An 18916-nucleotide genomic window follows, 5' to 3' on the forward strand; every position below is an offset into this window, starting at 1 on the left:
CTGCCGTGGTGGAAGACAATCCCGACAAGTACTTGCCCCGAATCATCGTAGTTGACGATTCTGAGATTGAGCGCAACTTGCTGGTTCACACCGTGGCCGCATGGGGGTATCCGGTTGAGTTTGCCAGTACTGGCCAGGAAGCAATTGCGCTGATTCAGCGCGAGAAAATTCAACTGGTGCTGGCCGATCTGGAAATGCCGGGCATGCAGGGCACTGAGCTGTGTTCGGCCTTGCGCAATCTTGACTTGGGTCAATACACCTACATCATTTTGATGTCGGCGCAAAATGACGAGGAATTCCTGATCAATGCGCTTGATGCGGGCGCAGACGATGTGCTGGCCAAGCCCGTGGACGGCAGTGAACTGGAAGCACGTTTGCAATCGGCAGTTCGACGCATTGAATTGCAAGCGCAATTGACCACCAAAACAGAAGAGCTTTCCCATGCGCACGATGTGATTGCACATGATTTGCGGGCTGTGTCGGGCCTTCAGCAAAGTTTTTTGCCAGAAGCCGATAGCCCGTTTCCCGGCTTGAATTACCAGTGGCTGTCGGTGCCCTCGAAATATGTGTCGGGCGACCACCTGCAGGTATTCGAATTATTGCCTGAGGTGTATGGCTTTTACCTGCTTGACGTTTCAGGCCATGGCATACCAGCGGCAGTCAAGTCGATGCAACTGGTGCAAATGTTCATGGACCACTCCAGCTCCAGCATTGTGTTTGAAGGGCGCTCAGGCACCGATGGGCAGCGTATTGTGTCGCGCCCTCGCGATGTGGTGTCCCGGTTAAACCGGCTGTTTCAGCAAACTGAATCGGATCTGTCGTACTTCACCATGATTTACGGGTTATTCAATTCATCCACCCACCACGTGTCAATGTGCCAGGCGGGTCACCCATCACCCTTGTTGTTGTCGGGCAATCATTCAGTGAAGGTATTGGGCAATGGGGGATACCCGGTTGGTTTGTTTGACATCGATGATTTTGAAGACATTGAACTGACGCTGGGCAACGGGGATGCCCTTGTCCTGTATTCCGATGGTGTCACCGAGGTGTTGTCTGCTACATCCGAGGCCTTTGGTGAGGAACGCTTGCTTGATTTTGTGACGCAACAGGCCAGGCTTGGTCGGTGGGCGGACTTGCCCGAGCGAATCCAGATGAAGGTACAGCACTGGGGCGGCGCGTTTGTCCAGAAAAAAGGTTTTGAAGATGACGTGTCGATCCTGATGTTGGCACCTCGGCCCGGCGTGCTGGATCAACGCGAGGTGGTTGACCAGGATCGTCAGGTGCCGGAACTGCTTTTCAAGCTTCAGAATTTAACGGATCAGTGGAACGAAGTACCTCAAACGACCCAGGAAAAGTCGATTGTGATTGTCGATGATTCCCGCAGTTTTCTCAGAATTTTTGAGGCCATGCTCAACAGCTGGGGGTACACCGTCCATTCGGCCAGAAACGGACACGAAGCCCTCGCTTTAATCGAAAAGGTGCAGCCTGACTTTGTGTTGACCGACTGGGACATGCCCGGCATGAGCGGTATTGAGTTGTGTGAGCAGGTGCGCGCCCACACCCAGACTGCTTACATTTACATCATCATGATCACCGGTTACGCAAGCCGCGATGATCTGCTGAACAGTTTGAAGGTGGGTGCAGACGATTTCATGACCAAACCGGTCAACCCCAGTGAATTGAAAGTGCGTCTGAAAACAGCGCAGCGCATTGCCAGTTTGCACACCGGGCTGGAGCGCCGCCACAACGAGCTGAGTCAACTTTATGAAGCGTTACAACGCGACATGCGGGAAGTGTCGCGCATTCAGCGCGCCTTGCTGCCCAAAAGCAGGCCTGATCCCTGGCCCTTTGCCCTTCAAACCATTTATCAGCCGCAGGGCTATGTGTGCGGCAAGCAGATGGGGGTGCTTGAAACACAGGCCAACGAACATGGTTTTTTCATGCTTTCGATGCCTGGTGACGACACAGCAACCGCCTTGCAAACCATGGCCTTGGCCCGTTGGTTTTCAATGGCCAGGGCGACCCGCGTGCTGTTTCCGATCGAGCAAACAAGTGCCAAGATTCGACGCTACCTGGCCACGCCTGAGCAGGTATTGGCACAGTTGTCCCGCCTCTCTCCCTCACTGAATGAAGAAGCCCAGCGATTTGACCTGCTGTACGGATTGATGAATCTTGATCAGGGTACTTTGCTGGTGGCGGGCATTGGCAGTTGGCGCATGGTGTTGGCCCAGCCTGGTGCTGAACCAGTATTTTTCGAGGTTGATGGCACACGCGACAACAGCGAGCGGCAGGGCAAGGTGCTGTATCAAGGTGTCATTGCGCCGGGCAGCCGTTTGTATTTGTATTCACAGGAATGCGCACACACCCTGGGTGTTTCCGACTTTCAGGTCTGGAAAGAACAGGTGTTGCTGACTGAACGTGGCAGCGATTCCCTGAACAAAGAGTTTTCCCGCTTGTTGTCCCTTGGGCGCGCAGACCATGCGACGGCAGGCGATGCGGCCTTGTTGGGCCTTCAATGGCGGGAAAGTTTCGAGCCGGTGCGTTTCTGCCCCAGCCCTTCGCAACTGGAACTGCTGATTGCTGAATTGAGCGCAACAAGCCTTGAGCTGAAAGACGAGTTTTGTACGCATCAAAGCCCCATGAAACTGGGTGAGTATCTGGATTGCCTTGCTTTTACTGCCGTGGCGGACACGGTCAATATCGGTGTGCTAAGCAATGCGGTGCGAAGTTTTGTGGGGGGGTTGGCTTATCTGGAAGACCTTTGCTACAACACCGACCTGGTGGTGTCAGAGGCCTTGACCAACGTGATGGTGCATGGTTTCAAAGACAGCAGGCCAGCACCTGTGCAGTTAACAGTTCTGGCTTTTCACAATGCTGTCGGGGTTGTGCTTGAGGATCAGGGGGCGAGCATTCCGGCCCATGTGCTGGACAATATGCGCAATGCCGAGGCATTTCAGGATGACCTGACTCTGGGCGAACTGCCAGAAGGTGGGATGGGTTTGACCTTCATGCGCATGGTGTCGCAACGTTTTGTATACCGTGTTTCACCCAATGCGAACAAATTGATTTTGTTGCTTTGATCGTTATTTGTCCACTGGCTTTTCGTCAGCCATTTTGTCGATCAATCCGACAATCCGTTCGTCCACAAACTTGCTGGCAGACTTTTGCAGGGCGCGCGATACTTCCGATTCAATGGCTGTCATTGCCAGCGGGCGAATTTTCCAGATCAACTGCGCCAGTCGCGGCAATTCTTCTTTGGGTGGCAGGTTGTCGCCATATTGGTCCAGTTCCTTGACAAAAAGCGACACTGCCTGATCACAAAAACTTTCCAGGTGCCCACGCAGGGAATGAATCAAGTCCAGCAGGTCTACCAGTGGAATACCCGCGCTGGCCATTTCAGCGCCAGCATGCAGAATCTTCGGGCTGGGTGCGCGGTAACGCAAACCATCGGGCTCCAGCAAACCCAATTCGATCGTTTTGGCCAAGGCGCCACGGCTTAAGTTGGTGCCAAACATGGTGGCCAAATGCACCGGGTTGTAGTTTTTCGGCGTTTCGTCAGTCCACGGGCTGGTGATTGCGTGTGTTAAACCCAGCAACTGGCGAAGGTCGTAGCCTTTGTCTATCGCGTCCAGCATTTCCTGAATGTTGCCCAGCGTGTAACCACGCCCCAACATTTGACCGATAAGCTTCAGGCGGGAAAGGTGGTCTTCACTGTAGTAGCCGACACGTCCGCGTTTTTCAGGCGGAGCCAGCAGACCGCGGTCTTGATATGCGCGCACATTGCGCACCGTGGTGTTGGCGGTTCGGGCCAGTTCATCGATGGTGAATTCTCGACCCTGCCCACTGTTGGGCACGTCTTTATTTGCTGACGATTTTTTAAAGCGAAATGAAACCATTTAAGAATTGTAACCAAATGTGAGAGTATCTAGCCAATCCGGCTTTACGCAGCAGTCAATCATGAACAAAGCAATTTTCCTTTTGCTGGCCCTTTCAGGCTTCGGTTCCTGGGCCCAGGCCCAGGAAATTTACAATAAAACCCTCAACGAAGAAGCACTGCGCACCTGCCTGTTTCTGGACGATGATCAACTTCGCCTGCGTTGCTTCGATGATGCCACAGGCCGAAGCCTTGTGGTCAAAGACGGCTCATCCCCAGAGGCCGCAGCGTCAATTGACGGGGGGCTTTTGCTGTACAGGCGCAGTGAAGACTCCACCCTGTCTTGGCTGGACCGTCGCTGGGAGCTTGCACCGGCTTCAAAACGCGGTACTTTTTCGGTGCGCCCGTATCAGCCAGTGTACTTGCTGCCGGTGTACCACAACAAATCGCCCAATATTCGCCCAAGTAGCCCGAACCCGGCCAACACGGTTCAGCCGGGTGATGCCCCCGAAAATCTGGATCGCAATGAATTGAAGTTCCAGCTAAGCCTGAAAACCAAGGTGATGGAAAACATGTTCGGCGACAACGGCGACCTGTGGTTTGCCTACACCCAGTCCAGTCGGTGGCAGGTCATGAACGAAGACATTTCCCGGCCATTCAGGGAAACCAATTACGAACCGGAACTGATTTTCACTTGGCGCTCCAGCTGGAGTGAATTCAAGGATGCCACAGGTTGGGAGCCCCGCTTGCTGGGCCTGAGCGTGAATCACCAGTCCAATGGCCGGGCACTGCCCCTGTCGCGTTCGTGGAACCGCTTGATCGGCATGGTGGGGTTTGAGCGCGACAACACCATGATCCAGTTCCGCCCCTGGCTGCGCTTTCCGGAAGACACAGGCGATGATGACAACCCCGACATCAGTGATTTCATGGGAAGGGGCGACATGTTGCTGGTTCACAAAAGCGATGGGCATGAATATTCGCTATTGACTCGTCACAATTTCCGGGGCGGCGACGATTCCCGCGGTGCAGTGCAGTTTGATTGGGCTTTTCCACTGACCAGCAATTTACGTGGTCACTTGCAGTACTTCACCGGTTATGGCGAAAGCTTGATTGATTACAATTACAAATCTGATTATCTGGGTCTTGGTTTGTCATTGGTGGGGTGGTATTGAAAGTCATGTTGAAGTATGTGCTGTTGTCGGTGTTCTGGTTTTTTGCAGCCACGGCGCACGCCCAAACCCCGGTAGTATTCGTGTTGGCAGCAGGTGAAAACGTGGTGGTCACCAACCCAAAGGGTCAACGATACAGCGCTTTGCCCACGCAGCGTTTGTTGTCTGGCCACCAGGTTGAAGTTCCGAAAGGGCAGCGTTTGGCCGTATTGGTTCTGAAAACCGGAAACAGGCGCGTGTTCACCGGCCCGGCAAATTTGAAAGTGATTGCAGACACCATCCGCTTGCTAAGCGGCCCCGCAGCGAAGGTATTTCCCTTGGCGCAGGAAGATCTGGACATGGTGGATCAATGGATCAAGCTGTATGCCAGGCCGCGTGGTTCTGCACCGGGCAGTGCCAAGGCACGGCCTGAGGACGGTGGCGAACTGGACGTGATTCAGCCTGTTGATGGTTCGCTGTTGCTGACCCGCACCCCCCAGTTTGTGTTCAAAGGCGATTTGCCGCGTGAAGGCAATTTGATGCTGTTTGATTCCAAAGGCAAACGTTTTTGGGTCGAGCCCATCGAAAGTGAGTACGTCAGTTTTCCGCCAGCGGCAAAGTTCGAGTGGGGGCAGCGTTTTACCTGGGAGGTGCGCCGTTTGACAGGCGGGCGGGTGCTCAGTGGCAGTTTCAATATTGCCAGCGAAGAAACAGCACGCGCCTTGCTCCAGGCCCGGATTCCGGACCTGCCTGGCACCCTGCCGGAATCCATGCTGTTTTATGGCATGCGCCTGCAAATGGCGGGCGCCTACAAAGAAGCGGATGACGTGTGGGCCAGCCTGGGCATTTCGCTGACCCTGAATGGTCAGCCCACCCGCTTGCGCTGAACCCGCCTCGCCGAATTTAACCGTCCAGTTCTTCCCAGCGGGCGTAGGCGGCCAAAAGTTCATTCTCAAGCGCAGCCATGCGCGTTTGTGCGGCGGCAATTACACTGGCTTGCTGCTGATAAAAACCGGGGTCGCCAATTTTGGCCACTAGCGCTTCCTGTTCCGTCTCCAGTTTTTCAATCAGGGCGGGCAGCATTTCAAGTTCCCGCTGTTCTTTGTAACCCAGCTTTTTTGTTTTTTTTGCAGACCCTGAAGCGGGGGCTGTGGTGGCAGCGGCAGCCGCTGGTATGTCTGCCCCGGGTTTGTCTTTGCCCACATTGGCCCAGGGGTCGGTGGTGCGCTGGCGCAGCCAATCGTCGTAACCGCCCACGTAATCGCCCACCATTCCACTGCCTTCAAACACCAGGCAACGGGTCACAATCTGGTTTAAAAATTCCCGGTCGTGGCTGACCAGAATCAGAGTGCCTTGGTAGGCCATCAACTTTTCTTCCAGCAACTCCAGCGTTTCGATATCTAGGTCGTTGGTCGGTTCGTCGAGCACCATGACGTTGGAAGGCGTCGAAAACAGTTGCGCGAGAATTAAGCGTGCACGCTCGCCACCTGAAAGGCTTCGCACGGGTTGGCGGGCACGGTCGGGCGTGAAAAGGAAGTCTTGCAGGTAACCAATCACATGCTTGGCCTGACCGTCGATGGTGATGAATTCCTTGCCGGCACCAATGATTTCAACCGCCGTGTCTTCTTCATTGAACTGGCTGCGCAACTGGTCGAAGTAAGCGACTTCCAGCTTGGTACCCAGCTTGATGTGGCCTGAATCCGGTGCGAGTTGGCCCAACAGCACCCTCAGCGCAGTGGTTTTCCCAATGCCGTTGGGGCCCAAAAAGCCAATTTTTTCACCGCGCACAATGGTGTTCGTGAAGTCGCGCAGAATTTGTAAATCGCCAAGCCGCTTGTTGATGTCGGTCAGTTCCGCCACCAGCTTGCCGCTTCGCTCGGCCTCCTGCACCTGTACTTTTGCAGTACCCACAATGTTGCGGCGGTCGGAAAACTGTTTGCGCATTTCCATCAATGCGCGCACGCGGCCTTCGTTGCGGGTGCGGCGTGCTTCAATGCCGCGGCGAATCCACACTTCCTCTTCGGCCAGTTTTTTGTCGAACAGGGCGTGGGCTTTTTCCTGTGCGTGCAGAAATTCCGCCTTGCCTTTCAGATAACCCTCGTAGCCGCCAGACCAGCTTTTCAGCATGCCGCGGTCCAGGTCGCAAACCCGTGTGGCCAGCTTGCGCATGAATGAACGGTCGTGGCTCACAAAAATAACCGCGCCCTTGAACTGGCGAATCTGCTCTTCCAGCAATTCAATGCTGGGAATGTCCAGGTGGTTGGTGGGTTCGTCCAGCAACAGCACATCGGGGTTGCTGACCATGGCTTTGGCCAGCATTACTTTGCGTTTCATGCCACCCGACAATTTTGCGAAGGGCAAATCAGGTGGCAGCTTCATGCGGGAAAGCATTTGGTCCACTTCACTTTCCAAATGCCAGCCGTGGTGCTCGCCCAACTCATGCTGCGCATCTTCAAGCGCCTTGGCCTGCTCGGGGCTCAGGGTGTCGTGGTTCAGTGGCCCAAGTGCACGGCTGATGCTGATGTGTTTTCCCAGCGCGCCAAAGCCCTGCGCCACCACATCGAAAATGGTTTCGTTGTGTTCTTGCGGCACAGCCTGTTCAAGGCATGTCATGCGCAGGCCGTCTTGCTTGATCACAAGGCCGTCTTCGGGCGTGGTCACCCCGGTCAGAATTCGGAACAGGGTGCTTTTGCCGGTGCCGTTGCGACCCACCAAGGCCACGCGTTCGCGTTCATCAATGGAAAAGTCAACCTGATCCAGCAGCACGGTGGTACCGATGCGGTACGTGGCGGCTTTTAAACCCAACAACATGTTTAGTCCTTTCGTGTTTGTTCGATGGTGGTCAGCGCCAGCGCACAGCACAGGGCCGCGTCGGGCGTGAACTGCCATGCATTGATGGCTTCAACGCAGGCTTTCGGGGGCATTAACTGGAATGCACCCACCTCGCCATCGCGGTTGCAGGGGCGGCGGTTTGGCTTTAACTGACCATGAAACAGAATCACTGTTTCGTGATGCCAGCCACCATACAGCAAGGGGCGGCTTAATACCAGTTCATGTGGGGACATTGGCCTAATCCATTCAAAATCGTCTGAATGAAGCCCGGCCTCCTCACTTAGTTCACGCCACAGCGCATGTTCCACGGTTTCAGCACTGGCAATGCCGCCTGCAGCCAAATTGTCCAGCATGCCTGGGTTCTCGTGTTTGTTGTGCGCCCGCACGCCAGTCCACACCATGCCTTGGTGGTTCTCGACATGCACATGCACGGCACGGCTTCTCAAGCCCCAGGTTTTGAACAGCGCGCGTTCTGCCTGCCCCAAAACTTCGCCGTGCCGGTTCAGCAGCAGCTGTTCTTCGTTGCGCCAGCCGGGTGCCAGGCCCCATGCGCGCGCCATGTTGCCCGCTGTCATCAATGCGGCGCTTAACGCCTGCTGATTGGCAACCGTGGTGCATTCAATACCCCGCGCACTTTGCGTGCAGGTCAAACCACAAGCATCAAAAGCGCGCAGCAGCTCGGGCACATGTGCTGTATCCAAATGCCCAATGTGTTCGCTGTTCAGATACCAGTCCGAGAACTGGCTGGCCGGGGCGCTGGTGTGGTCCCGCCAACGCGCGATAAACGGCTTGAATTGTGTTGGCAGCGTGTGGTCCAGCCACGCTTTGTCTGCGTGAATGTGGTACATCAGGTCTGAACCAGCTTCTTGGTGTTTTGAATACTCATCAAAATACCCGCACCCATGCCCAGTGTCACCATGGCTGTACCGCCGTAACTCATCAAGGGCAGGGGTACGCCAACCACCGGCAAAATACCGCTAACCATGCCAATATTCACAAAGGCATAGGTAAAGAAAATCAGCGCCATGGCACCGGCCATCAGCCGGGAAAACAGAGTGGGTGCATTGCCGGCAATGACAAGGCCGCGCACAATCAGGCAGGTATACAACGTCAACAGCACCAGGCAACCCAGCAGCCCGAACTCTTCTGCCAGCACCGCAAAAATGAAGTCGGTTGTGCGTTCCGGAATGAATTCCAGGTGGGTTTGCGTGCCCTGTAAAAACCCTTTTCCCGTGAACCCGCCAGACCCCACTGCCACAGTGGACTGAATGATGTGGAATCCCTTTCCAAGCGGATCCTGGGTGGGGTCGAGCAGGGTCATTACGCGCTGGCGCTGGTATTCGTGCATCAGGGTCCAGAACACTGGCAAGCTGGCCAAAAACAGGCCCGTGAGCCAAGCCAGCACTTTCCAGGACAAGCCTGCGAAGAAAATCACGAAAAATCCCGAACCCAGCACTAGCAGGGCTGTGCCCAGATCGGGCTGTTTCAGGATCAGAATGCCCGGAATGGCCAGAATGATTGCGGCCATCGCGAATTCACGCCAGCCGGACACGTTTTCGCGTTGCTGAAAGAACCAGGCCAGCATCAAGGGCATCGCAATTTTCATGATTTCAGACGGCTGAATCCGAATGAAACCCAGGTTGAGCCAGCGCTGCGCACCTTTGGAAATGTCGCCAAACAACTCCACTGCGATCAGCAAGACCACGCCAACCACGTACAGCGGTACCGCGATTCGCATCAAGAACTGTGGTTTCAGGTTGGCTGTCACCCACATCACCAGAAAGGCGATCAACAGGTTGCGGGAGTGGTCAGCAAATCGGCCCTCGAAGTCGAATGCTGCGCTGTACTGCGTGATCAGGGCAAACGCCACCAGTGAAAGCAGGATGGTGCTGAGCACTGGATCAAACACAGTAATGAACGGTCTGACGCGGGGCCAGATGGGTTCTCGGTGCATGGGGCGGGCGCGTTTCATGGCAATGCCTCCTCGGTGGGCGCCAATGGCACTGGCAACACGATGGATGGGTCATTTTGCGCTTGCAATGTCCAAAAGGTGTCCAGTACCTGCTTGACTGCCGGGGCGGCAGACTGGCTGCCAAAGCCCGCATTTTCTACAATGGCGGCAAGGGCAATCCGTGGCTGCTCCATAGGTGAAAACGCAATAAACCAGCCATGGTCGCGTAAACGCTCGGCGGCGGCAGCTCGGTCTTTATAGGTTTCGCCCTGTTTCAGGCCGAACACCTGGGCGGTGCCGGTTTTGCCGGCAACCTCATAATTCACGTCCCGGAATACCCCGCGCGCCGTGCCTTCCAGCACTGCACCGCGCATGCCTAATTTTACCGAATCCACGTGGCGTTGTTGAAGGTTCATTTGCCGGAAAGCTTCCAGTGGTTTTTCTGTCATTGCGCCGCTGACCGGGTTTTGAAAAGCCCGCACCAGCCGTGGCGTCGCATTCATGCCGCCGCTGGCCAGCACTGCAGTGGCGTGCGCCAATTGCAGCGGCGTGTAGGTGTTGTAGCCTTGCCCAATGGCAACCGACACGGTTTCGCCTGAATACCAGCGTTGCGCTTCTGCTTTTTTAAATGCAGCAGCCTTCCATTCCCTGGAGGGAAGAACGCCAGTGCGTTCGCCATCCAGATCAATGCCGGTGCGCGAACCAAAGCCAAAGCGACCCATGAATTCGGAAATGATGTCGATGCCCATTTCGCTGCCCAGCATGTAATAGTAGGTGTTGCAGGATTCAGCAATCGATTTGTACATGTCCACCAAGCCGTGCCCGCCAATTTTGTCGTCCATGAAACGGCGGGAACCAAAATCAAAATAACCGGGGTCGCGGATGGTGGTGGACGCATTTCGGAACCCTTTCTCAAGTGCGGCCAAAGCCATAAATGGTTTGAAGGTGGAACCCGGTGGATAGGTGCCCGCCAGCGGGCGGTTCAACAAGGGGCGGTCAATGCTTTCGTTCAGGGCTTTCCAGTTTTCGGAATCAATGCCTTCGACAAACAGGTTGGGGTCAAAGCTGGGCGCACTGACCATGGCCAGAATGTCCCCGTTGCGCGGATCAATCGCCACCAAGGCACCCCGCTTTCCAGCCAGCGCTTTTTCAGCAGCGTCTTGCAGGCGAATGTCGATGGACAACATCAGGTTTTCACCCGGCACCGCAGGGGATCGTGACAACACCCGAACGGCACGCCCACCCGCCGAGGTTTCTACTTCCTCAAAGCCGGTGCGGCCATGCAGTTCCGTTTCATATCGTTTTTCCAGGCCGTCCTTGCCAATATAGGCCGTACCCCTGTAGTTATTGGTTTGGTCCAGTTCTTCAATCCGGTCCTGGTCGCGTGCAGAAATGCGGCCGATGTAACCCAGCAGGTGCGCAGCCTGTGAACCATGAGGGTATTGCCTGAACAGGCGCGCCCGAATTTCCACACCGGGAAAACGAAAGCTTTGCACGGCGAAACGGGCCACTTCCTGATCGGTCAGCCGGGTGCGGATCGGGATGGACTCGAAGCGTTTGGATTCAGCCCGAAGTTTTTTGAAACGTCGGCGATCCAGCGTTGAAATTTCAACAATCTTCCCCAATTCATCGATCATCTCGTTGAGTTTGTCGATTTTTGAAGGGGTAATTTCCAGGGTGTAGGCCGAATAGTTGTTGGCAAGCACCACACCATTTCGGTCCAGAATCAGCCCCCGGTTTGGCACCAGTGGCACAATCGTAATCCGGTTGTCTTCGGCTTTGGATTGGTATTTGTCATAGCTGATCACCTGCAACCACAGCAGCCGACCCACCAGAATCATGAACAGTGCAACCACGAACAGCCCGGCGAGAAACAGCCGCAGCCGGAACTGTTTGATGGCTTGTTCAGGGTGAGTGAACTCGGTCATATCGGGCGGTCATTGTCACGGTTTTCAGGCAGCTTTTGCGGGGCGAGCAGCAAGAACTGCGTCAATGGCCACAAGGCAGCGGTCAGGGCGCTTTCTGCAAATATCCATGCACCGGGGAAGGCGGCACCGAACATTACACGTATACCCACAGTAATTGCCTGTGCAGCCAGCAGTAGGGGGAATATGTGCGCTGCTTGCATCATGGGTGAAAACCACATGACGCGCCGGTGGATGGTGATCGCAAAATAGGAAAGCAGGGTGTAGGCAAGCGCGTGTTCGCCGAACACGCTGGCTGAATGCACGTCAATGGCCACCCCAAAACACCAGGCTGCGCCAATCCCGATCCGGCGGGGTTGGTGAATGTTCCAGAACACAAGCACCAGGGCCAGCAGGTCGGGGGTGATCCAGTTTCTGTCAATTGGAATGAACTTGAACAGCATCGCTGCCAAAAGGGAAAACACAATGAACCACGGGTTCACCGGGCGCAGAATTTCCGAATCGCCGAAAGGGTTAATTGCCATTGGCCCCTCTGTCGGTTGTGGGGGCTGCCGGGGCGACAACTGGCGGTGCTGCTTGTTGTTGGGCAGGCGCAACCGCTGTGGCAGGTGCAGGCTGACTCGTGCCCTGGTTGGCGGGCGCGGGCTCGGTGTTGTCTGGAATGGTCATGAATGTATCCAGCACCAGCACAAAGCGGTGGCGTTCCACACCGGCAATGGGTTCGCAGAAAATGCTGGCGAAGGCATATCGCGAATTGCGTTCCACGCGAATGACGCGTGCCACCGGAATGCCACGGGGGTACACACCATCCAGTCCGGAAGTCACCAGCAGGTCGTTGTTTTCTATGTCGGCATTGGCCGCCATGAAGCGGAGTTCAAGCAAACCACCATCCAGCCCACCGTAAGCCACACTGCGAATGCCATTGCGCAGGTTCTCCACCGGGATAATCTGTTCTTTGTCGGTGATCAGGCTGACTTCTGCCCGGCTGGGGAAGGCTCGGGTTACTTGCCCAAGCAGGCCGAGTTCATCGATGACGGGCATGCCTTCCTTGATGCCTTGAATCAGGCCTTTTCCGATGATGATCTTGCGCGAAAAAGGATCCTGGGCGTCGCTTACGATTTCACTCAGGATGGACCGCTTCACCTTCAGCGTGTTACCCACGTTCGTGAGTTTGCGAAGTTTCTCGTTTTCCAGCTTCAGGGTTTCGAGCTCGTGCAGCTTTTGCTTGTCCTGAATTTGTGTGCGAATCAGTTCTTTGTTTTCTGATTGCAGCGAATCCAGTGTGGTGACGTAATCAATACCGGCGCGCGCCCATTCCACGGGCAAACTGGCAACGGTCTGGACAGGGTACAGTACGGTGCCAACCACTTTCCGCACCACTTCCATGGCACCAAAGCGGGCATCGACAAATAGTAAACCCACCGAAAGCGCGACAAAAAAGACCAGCCGCACACGTGCGGACGGGCCTTGTTTGAACAGCGGTGGTGGTGTGTACTCCATAGGCTTGTCGCCGGTTCAATACCAAGCCGCGTGAGAAGCCAGAGTTCGAACCGTTTATTGCTCGCTACTTATTCACTGGTGAAAATGGTGCCCAATTTGTCCATGCGTTCAAGCGCAAGGCCACAACCGCGAACCACGCAAGTCAGCGGGTCTTCGGCCACGTGCACTGGCAAACCGGTCTCTTCCATCAACAAACGGTCCAGGTCGCGCAGCAAAGCGCCACCACCGGTCAGCATCATGCCGCGTTCGGCAATGTCGGCACCCAGTTCAGGTGGTGTTTGTTCCAGTGCGGATTTCACAGCCGAAACGATCGCGTTCAAAGGCTCGGTCAGCGCTTCCAGAATTTCATTCGATGAAATCGTGAAGCGGCGTGGAATGCCTTCGGACAAATTGCGGCCGGTCACTTCCATGTCTTTCACTTCTGAACCAGGAAATGCAGAGCCAATCTGCTTCTTGATGGCCTCTGCGGTTGGTTCGCCAATCATCATGCCGTAGTTGCGGCGAATGTAGCTGATGATTGCTTCATCGAACTTGTCGCCACCCACGCGCACGCTGCCTGCGTACACCATGCCTCCCAGGGAAATAATGCCCACTTCCGTGGTGCCGCCGCCAATGTCCACCACCATGGAACCCGATGCTTCGGAAACCGGCAAGCCTGCGCCAATGGCTGCTGCCATGGGTTCTTCAATCAGGTAAACCTGGGAAGCACCGGCGCCCAGTGCGCTTTCGCGAATGGCACGGCGTTCAACTTGTGTAGACCCGCAGGGCACGCAAATGATTATTCTGGGGCTGGGCGAAAACAGGCGGCTTTCATGAACCATCTTGATGAACTGTTTGAGCATTTGCTCTGTCACCGTGAAGTCGGCGATCACGCCGTCTTTCATGGGGCGAATGGCCTCAATGTTGCCCGGGACCTTGCCCAGCATCTGCTTGGCTTCAAGGCCAACGGCCGTGATGGTCTTCTTGCCGTTGGGGCCGCCTTCCTGGCGAATGGCCACAACGGACGGTTCATCGAGAACGATTCCCTTGGTGCGGGCGTAAATGAGCGTATTGGCCGTGCCCAAATCAATGGCCAAGTCGTTTGATAAGTAGCTGCGTAGAAACCCAAACATGGTGATGTTCTAACCTGTATTGTGTAGTTGGAGAGCTGCCAAGCCCGCGAAGCTCAAAGTTGTACAGAAGTTGCCCGACACGCCACTAATTATGGGACTTCACTTGTCAAGTGGCGTAACTACCGATGATAACCTATAAAATAAGAAGACTTTGATCAACACAGACTTTCACCAAGCGGCTTTTGCATCATTTAGAAGCGATGTTCAGGCCTGCTTGTCGGCGGAGAAATTTTATGTCCCTGGATTCCGGGCAAATTGCGAAAATTGCAGCCTTGTCGCGCTTGAAGCTGGCGCCTGAGCAAGCCCAGGCCCTTGAGCAACAATTAAACAACATCATGCAGCTGGCCGACCGCTTGAGCAGTGAAAACACCGACGGTGTCGAGCCACTCGCGCATCCAATTTCACTGATTCAGCCCATTGCCCTGCGCTTGCGCGAAGACGTTGTGACTGAACATGAAAACCGCGCAGCCAATATGGCCAATGCGCCCGCTGCCGAGAAGGGCCTGTTCCTGGTGCCCAAGGTGATTGAGTAAATCTTTCATCGATGTGTTGTGTCCTTTTTTATTCCCGATCTGATATTGGAATGTGGTTTTAAACATGTCTTCCCAACTTCAAAGTATTTCCCGGCTTCGCGCCTTGCTGGACGAAAAAAAAGCCAGTGCCACTGAATTGGCCCAAGAAGCGCTGCGCAATGCGGGCCAACAGTCCAGCTTGAACGCATTCGTCGACATTCGCGATGACCTGACCTTGCAACAAGCCAAAGCCGCCGATGCGCGTTTGGCCGCAGGCGAAACCGGCGCCCTGTTGGGAATTCCAACCGCTCACAAAGATATTTTTGTCACGCAGGGTTGGACAAGCACAGCGGGTTCCAAAATGCTGGCGGGCTACCAAAGCCCCTTCGATGCCGAAGTGGTGTCACGCTTGAATGCCGCAGGCACGGTTAGCATTGGCAAATTGAATTGCGATGAATTTGCCATGGGTTCCTCGAATGAGAAAAGTGCTTATGGCCCTTGCCTGAACCCTTGGGACACACTGGCCGTGCCAGGAGGTTCTTCGGGTGGTTCGGCTGTGGCGGTGGCCTCTGGAGTGGTGCCTTTCACCACCGGCACCGACACTGGCGGGTCCATTCGTCAGCCAGCATCTCTTTGTGGCATCACCGGAATCAAGCCCACCTATGGCAGTTGCAGCCGCTACGGCATGATTGCGTATGCCAGCAGCCTGGACCAGGCCGGCCCCATGGCGCACAGCGCCCGCGATTGTGCGCTGGTGCTCAATGCGATGGTGGGCTTTGATGTGAAAGACAGCACCAGCGTGCAGCGCCCAGTCTCAAGCGAAGATTTCACCGCAGGTTTTGGAAAGCCCCTGCGTGGCGGTGATTCTGCAAAGCCCTTGGCCGACGTTCGAGTGGGCTTGCCCGCTGAATTTTTCGGTGAAGGTTTGGCCGCGGATGTGCGTGCCCCCATCGATGCAGCGCTGAAGCAGCTTGAATTCATGGGTGCCACGCTGGTGAACATCAACTTGCCGCGAACGGAATTGTCCATTCCCGCGTACTACGTGATTGCGCCTGCCGAAGCCAGTTCCAACCTGTCGCGTTTTGATGGGGTGCGTTACGGCCACCGTGCGGTCGAGTACGCCGATTTGAAATCCATGTACGAAAATTCTCGCAGCGAAGGTTTCGGCCTTGAAGTGCAGCGCCGCATCATGGTGGGTGCCTATGTGCTCTCGCATGGTTATTACGATGCGTATTACCTGCAAGCCCAGAAAATTCGCCGCCTGATTGCGCAAGACTTCCAGGCCGCATTCCAGCAGTGCGATTTCATTGCAGGGCCGGTCAGCCCCACAGTGGCGTGGAATTTGGGTGAAAAGTCGGCCGACCCGGTGCAAATGTACCTGGCCGATATTTACACCCTCAGCACCAGCCTGGCGGGTTTGCCCGGCATGAGCGTGCCAGTGGGCTTTGGCGACAAAAACCGCCCTGTGGGCATGCAACTGATTGGCAACTATTTCAAGGAAGGTGAATTGCTGGCGCTGGCAGACCATTACCAGACCGCCACCGATTGGCACCTTCGCACACCGTCTTAAAAAAGGATCACACCATGCAATGGGAAATTGTGGTGGGTCTTGAAACCCACACCCAGCTAACAACCGTGTCAAAAATCTTCTCCGGAGCCAGTACGGCCTTCGGTGCCGAACCCAACGCACAGGCCTGCGCGGTGGACTTGGCCCTGCCCGGCGTGTTGCCTGTGATGAACAAGGCCGCCGTGACGCGTGCCATTCAGTTTGGTTTGGCAGTGGGCGCCAAAGTGGCTGAACACTCCGTATTTGCCCGCAAAAACTATTTTTATCCCGACTTGCCCAAGGGCTATCAAATCAGCCAGTTTGAAATTCCCGTGGTGCAGGGCGGCACTGTCAGCTTTTTGCTGGGCGATCAAATGAAAACCGTGCGCCTGGTTCGCGCCCATTTGGAAGAGGATGCGGGGAAAAGCCTGCACGAAGACTTCGCAGGCCTTTCGGGCATTGACTTGAACCGCGCTGGCACGCCGTTGCTGGAAATTGTGACCGAGCCCGACATGCGTTCAGCCGAAGAGGCGGTGGCCTACGCCAAAACCCTGCACACCTTGGTGACATGGCTGGGCATTTGCGACGGCAACATGCAGGAAGGCAGCTTCCGCTGCGATGCCAATGTGTCGGTTCGCCCCAAAGGTGAGGCCAAGCTGGGCACGCGCTGCGAAATCAAGAACCTGAACAGCTTCAAGTTTTTGCACGCCGCCATTTTGTTTGAGGCTCAGCGTCAAATCGAGATCATCGAAGATGGTGGTGTAATCAGGCAGGAAACGCGACTTTATGACCCGGATCGCAACGAAACCCGTTCCATGCGCAGCAAAGAAGATTCGGAAGACTACCGTTACTTCCCCGACCCGGATTTGCCGCCACTGATGATTTCCGCGGAGTGGGTTGAGCAGGTTCGCGCTGAAATGCCGGAACTGCCGGGCCAGAAGCAGGCTCGTTACACGACGGATTTGGGTTTGAGTGAATACGATGCCGTCACCGTGACGGCCAGCCGCGCCATGACCGACTACTTTGAGGCCGCGTTGGCGGAGGCCGGCAATGACAAAGCCAAGCCCTTGGCCAACTGGTTGTTGGGCGAGTTTTCCGCCAGCTTGAATCGCGATGACAAAACCCCGGCTGAATCACCGATTGCCCCTGCCTTGATGGCTGCCTTGGTGAAGCGCCTGGTGGATGGCACCTTGAACAACAAAACTGCGAAAGTGGTTTTTGCGGCGTTGTGGGAAGGTAAGTACAGCGACGTGGATGCGTGTATCAAGGGCGAGGGGCTGGAGCAAATCTCTGATTCTGGCGCTGTTGAGCAAATGATCGATGATGTGCTGGCTGCGCACCCTGGCCCTGTGGCCGAGTACAAGGCTGGCAAAGAAGCGTCGTTCAACTTCCTGGTGGGGCAGATCATGCGTGCGGCGCGCGGCAAGGCCAACCCGGCGCAGGTGAACGAGATTTTGAAAGCGAAATTGAGCGTCTAATTTCTCGGCCAGCCCGGTGGGGCTGCCCGATTCTGCACAGAAAGCCGATAAGTCCCTTGTTGGATTAATTCTTGTTCACCGAGCTCGGCAAAAAAGATGGCCGAGTCTCGGTGTCAGCTTGCAGCCGAACGCAGCGAATGAATTCACAAGGGGCGGTTTTCTTGAATGTGCAGAACAGGCAAACCCACTGCCGAGTGGGCCTAAAGAAGCCGAGTGTACTCGACAAGCCCATTCATCAAAGCGGATGGTCGTAATCCGCAATCAATGGCGCATGGTCTGAAAACTTCTGCCCTTTGTAAACACTCACTTCGCGAATCTTGTTCCGCAAAACCGGGCTGACCATCTGGTAGTCAATTCGCCACCCCACGTTCTTGGCATAGGCTTGTCCCCTGTTGCTCCACCAAGTGTAGCAGCCATCGGTTTCTTCAGGGTACAACACCCGATAGGCATCCACCCAGCCGCGTTTTTCCATTGCATCGCCAATCCAGGTACGTTCTTCGGGCAGGAAGCCGCTGTTCTTCAGGTTGCCTTTCCAGTTTTTCAGGTCAATTTCCTTGTGGGCAATATTCCAGTCGCCGCACAGCACCACAGGTTTCTTTTTGCTCCCAAATTCGTCGAAAACTTGCGCAAAGTGGTCCAAAAACCGGAATTTCGCTTCCTGGCGTTCCTCCGAGCTGCTGCCGGACGGAAAATAGATTGACGACACAACCATGTTGTCGAATTCCGCCGTCACCATGCGGCCCTCAGCGTCGAACTCTGCATTATTCAGGCCGTAAATTACGTTAAGTGGCTCTATTTTGCTGTAAATGCCCACGCCGCTGTAGCCTTTCTTCTCGGCGGCCTGAAAGTAGCCGGTGTATTCGCCAGGTTGCAGGTGTTCAGGCCCAAGGTCGGCCAGGTGCGCCTTAATTTCCTGCACGCACACCACATCGGCCTGGCTTTGGTTCATCCAGTGGAAAAACCCTTTTGTGTGGGCAGAACGAATTCCATTCAGATTTGCTGAGATAATGCGGGTCATTGTATGAAGTCTGTTTTTTT

The 18916-nt window shown here is 55.3% G+C and carries 15 protein-coding genes; 6 read left to right on the forward strand and 9 right to left on the reverse strand.

The genetic code is table 11. The annotated features are described in order from the left end of the window. Positions 1-8: 8 nt before the first annotated feature. Complete coding sequence (locus V7028_RS04060; RefSeq protein WP_334118823.1) at positions 9-3080, forward strand: response regulator; 3072 nt, start codon at positions 9-11, stop codon at positions 3078-3080. A gap of 3 nt (positions 3081-3083) precedes the next feature. Here the strand turns inward: V7028_RS04060 and V7028_RS04065 are convergent, their stop codons facing one another. Beyond that, on the reverse strand, positions 3084-3896 hold the full coding sequence (locus V7028_RS04065; protein ID WP_334118824.1) for a MerR family transcriptional regulator: 813 nt from the start codon (positions 3894-3896) through the stop codon (positions 3084-3086). 61 nt (positions 3897-3957) lie between these two features. Between V7028_RS04065 and V7028_RS04070 the strand changes: the two genes are divergently transcribed. Then, complete coding sequence (locus V7028_RS04070; RefSeq protein ID WP_334118825.1) at positions 3958-5046, forward strand: phospholipase A; 1089 nt, start codon at positions 3958-3960, stop codon at positions 5044-5046. Between the two features lie 5 nt (positions 5047-5051). Then, positions 5052-5909 (forward strand): hypothetical protein, encoded by an 858-nt coding sequence (locus tag V7028_RS04075; RefSeq protein ID WP_334118826.1) that lies wholly within the window; start codon positions 5052-5054, stop codon positions 5907-5909. A 16-nt stretch (positions 5910-5925) separates the two neighbouring features. Here the strand turns inward: V7028_RS04075 and V7028_RS04080 are convergent, their stop codons facing one another. The 7 genes from V7028_RS04080 to V7028_RS04110 all read right to left on the reverse strand — a co-directional run bounded on the left by V7028_RS04080 (position 5926) and on the right by V7028_RS04110 (position 14342). Continuing rightward, on the reverse strand, positions 5926-7833 hold the full coding sequence (locus V7028_RS04080) for an ATP-binding cassette domain-containing protein (protein ID WP_334118827.1): 1908 nt from the start codon (positions 7831-7833) through the stop codon (positions 5926-5928). Between the two features lie 2 nt (positions 7834-7835). Further along, positions 7836-8702, reverse strand: a complete 867-nt coding sequence (locus V7028_RS04085; protein ID WP_334118828.1) for an NUDIX hydrolase — start codon at positions 8700-8702, stop codon at positions 7836-7838. Further along, positions 8702-9826: a rod shape-determining protein RodA gene (gene rodA, locus V7028_RS04090; protein ID WP_334118829.1), complete on the reverse strand. Its 1125-nt coding sequence runs from the start codon at positions 9824-9826 to the stop codon at positions 8702-8704. The genes V7028_RS04085 and rodA overlap by 1 nt, the downstream gene beginning before the upstream one ends. Next, positions 9823-11733 carry a penicillin-binding protein 2 gene (gene mrdA, locus V7028_RS04095; RefSeq protein WP_334118830.1) on the reverse strand — a complete coding sequence of 637 codons (1911 nt, stop codon included), beginning with the start codon at positions 11731-11733 and terminating at the stop codon, positions 9823-9825. The genes rodA and mrdA overlap by 4 nt, the downstream gene beginning before the upstream one ends. Next, entirely contained in the window at positions 11730-12254 is a 525-nt protein-coding gene (gene mreD / locus V7028_RS04100) for a rod shape-determining protein MreD (protein ID WP_334118831.1), read from the reverse strand. The genes mrdA and mreD overlap by 4 nt, the downstream gene beginning before the upstream one ends. After that, positions 12244-13230 carry a rod shape-determining protein MreC gene (gene mreC, locus V7028_RS04105; RefSeq protein ID WP_334118832.1) on the reverse strand — a complete coding sequence of 329 codons (987 nt, stop codon included), beginning with the start codon at positions 13228-13230 and terminating at the stop codon, positions 12244-12246. The genes mreD and mreC overlap by 11 nt, the downstream gene beginning before the upstream one ends. A 68-nt stretch (positions 13231-13298) precedes the next feature. Next, positions 13299-14342: a rod shape-determining protein gene (locus V7028_RS04110; protein ID WP_008248080.1), complete on the reverse strand. Its 1044-nt coding sequence runs from the start codon at positions 14340-14342 to the stop codon at positions 13299-13301. A 233-nt stretch (positions 14343-14575) separates the two neighbouring features. Between V7028_RS04110 and gatC the strand changes: the two genes are divergently transcribed. From gatC to gatB, 3 genes are all read left to right on the forward strand, one after another. After that, on the forward strand, positions 14576-14875 hold the full coding sequence (gatC, locus tag V7028_RS04115) for an Asp-tRNA(Asn)/Glu-tRNA(Gln) amidotransferase subunit GatC (protein ID WP_334118833.1): 300 nt from the start codon (positions 14576-14578) through the stop codon (positions 14873-14875). Positions 14876-14939: 64 nt separating this feature from the next. Continuing rightward, positions 14940-16424, forward strand: a complete 1485-nt coding sequence (gene gatA / locus V7028_RS04120; protein ID WP_334118834.1) for an Asp-tRNA(Asn)/Glu-tRNA(Gln) amidotransferase subunit GatA — start codon at positions 14940-14942, stop codon at positions 16422-16424. Between the two features lie 14 nt (positions 16425-16438). Then, positions 16439-17878 carry an Asp-tRNA(Asn)/Glu-tRNA(Gln) amidotransferase subunit GatB gene (gatB, locus tag V7028_RS04125; protein WP_334118835.1) on the forward strand — a complete coding sequence of 480 codons (1440 nt, stop codon included), beginning with the start codon at positions 16439-16441 and terminating at the stop codon, positions 17876-17878. A gap of 235 nt (positions 17879-18113) precedes the next feature. Here the strand turns inward: gatB and V7028_RS04130 are convergent, their stop codons facing one another. Further along, positions 18114-18896: an exodeoxyribonuclease III gene (locus V7028_RS04130; protein ID WP_334118836.1), complete on the reverse strand. Its 783-nt coding sequence runs from the start codon at positions 18894-18896 to the stop codon at positions 18114-18116. Positions 18897-18916 lie beyond the last annotated feature (20 nt).

The sequence above is a fragment of the Limnobacter sp. genome, from assembly GCF_036846585.1.
GTDB lineage: Bacteria > Pseudomonadota > Gammaproteobacteria > Burkholderiales > Burkholderiaceae_B > Limnobacter.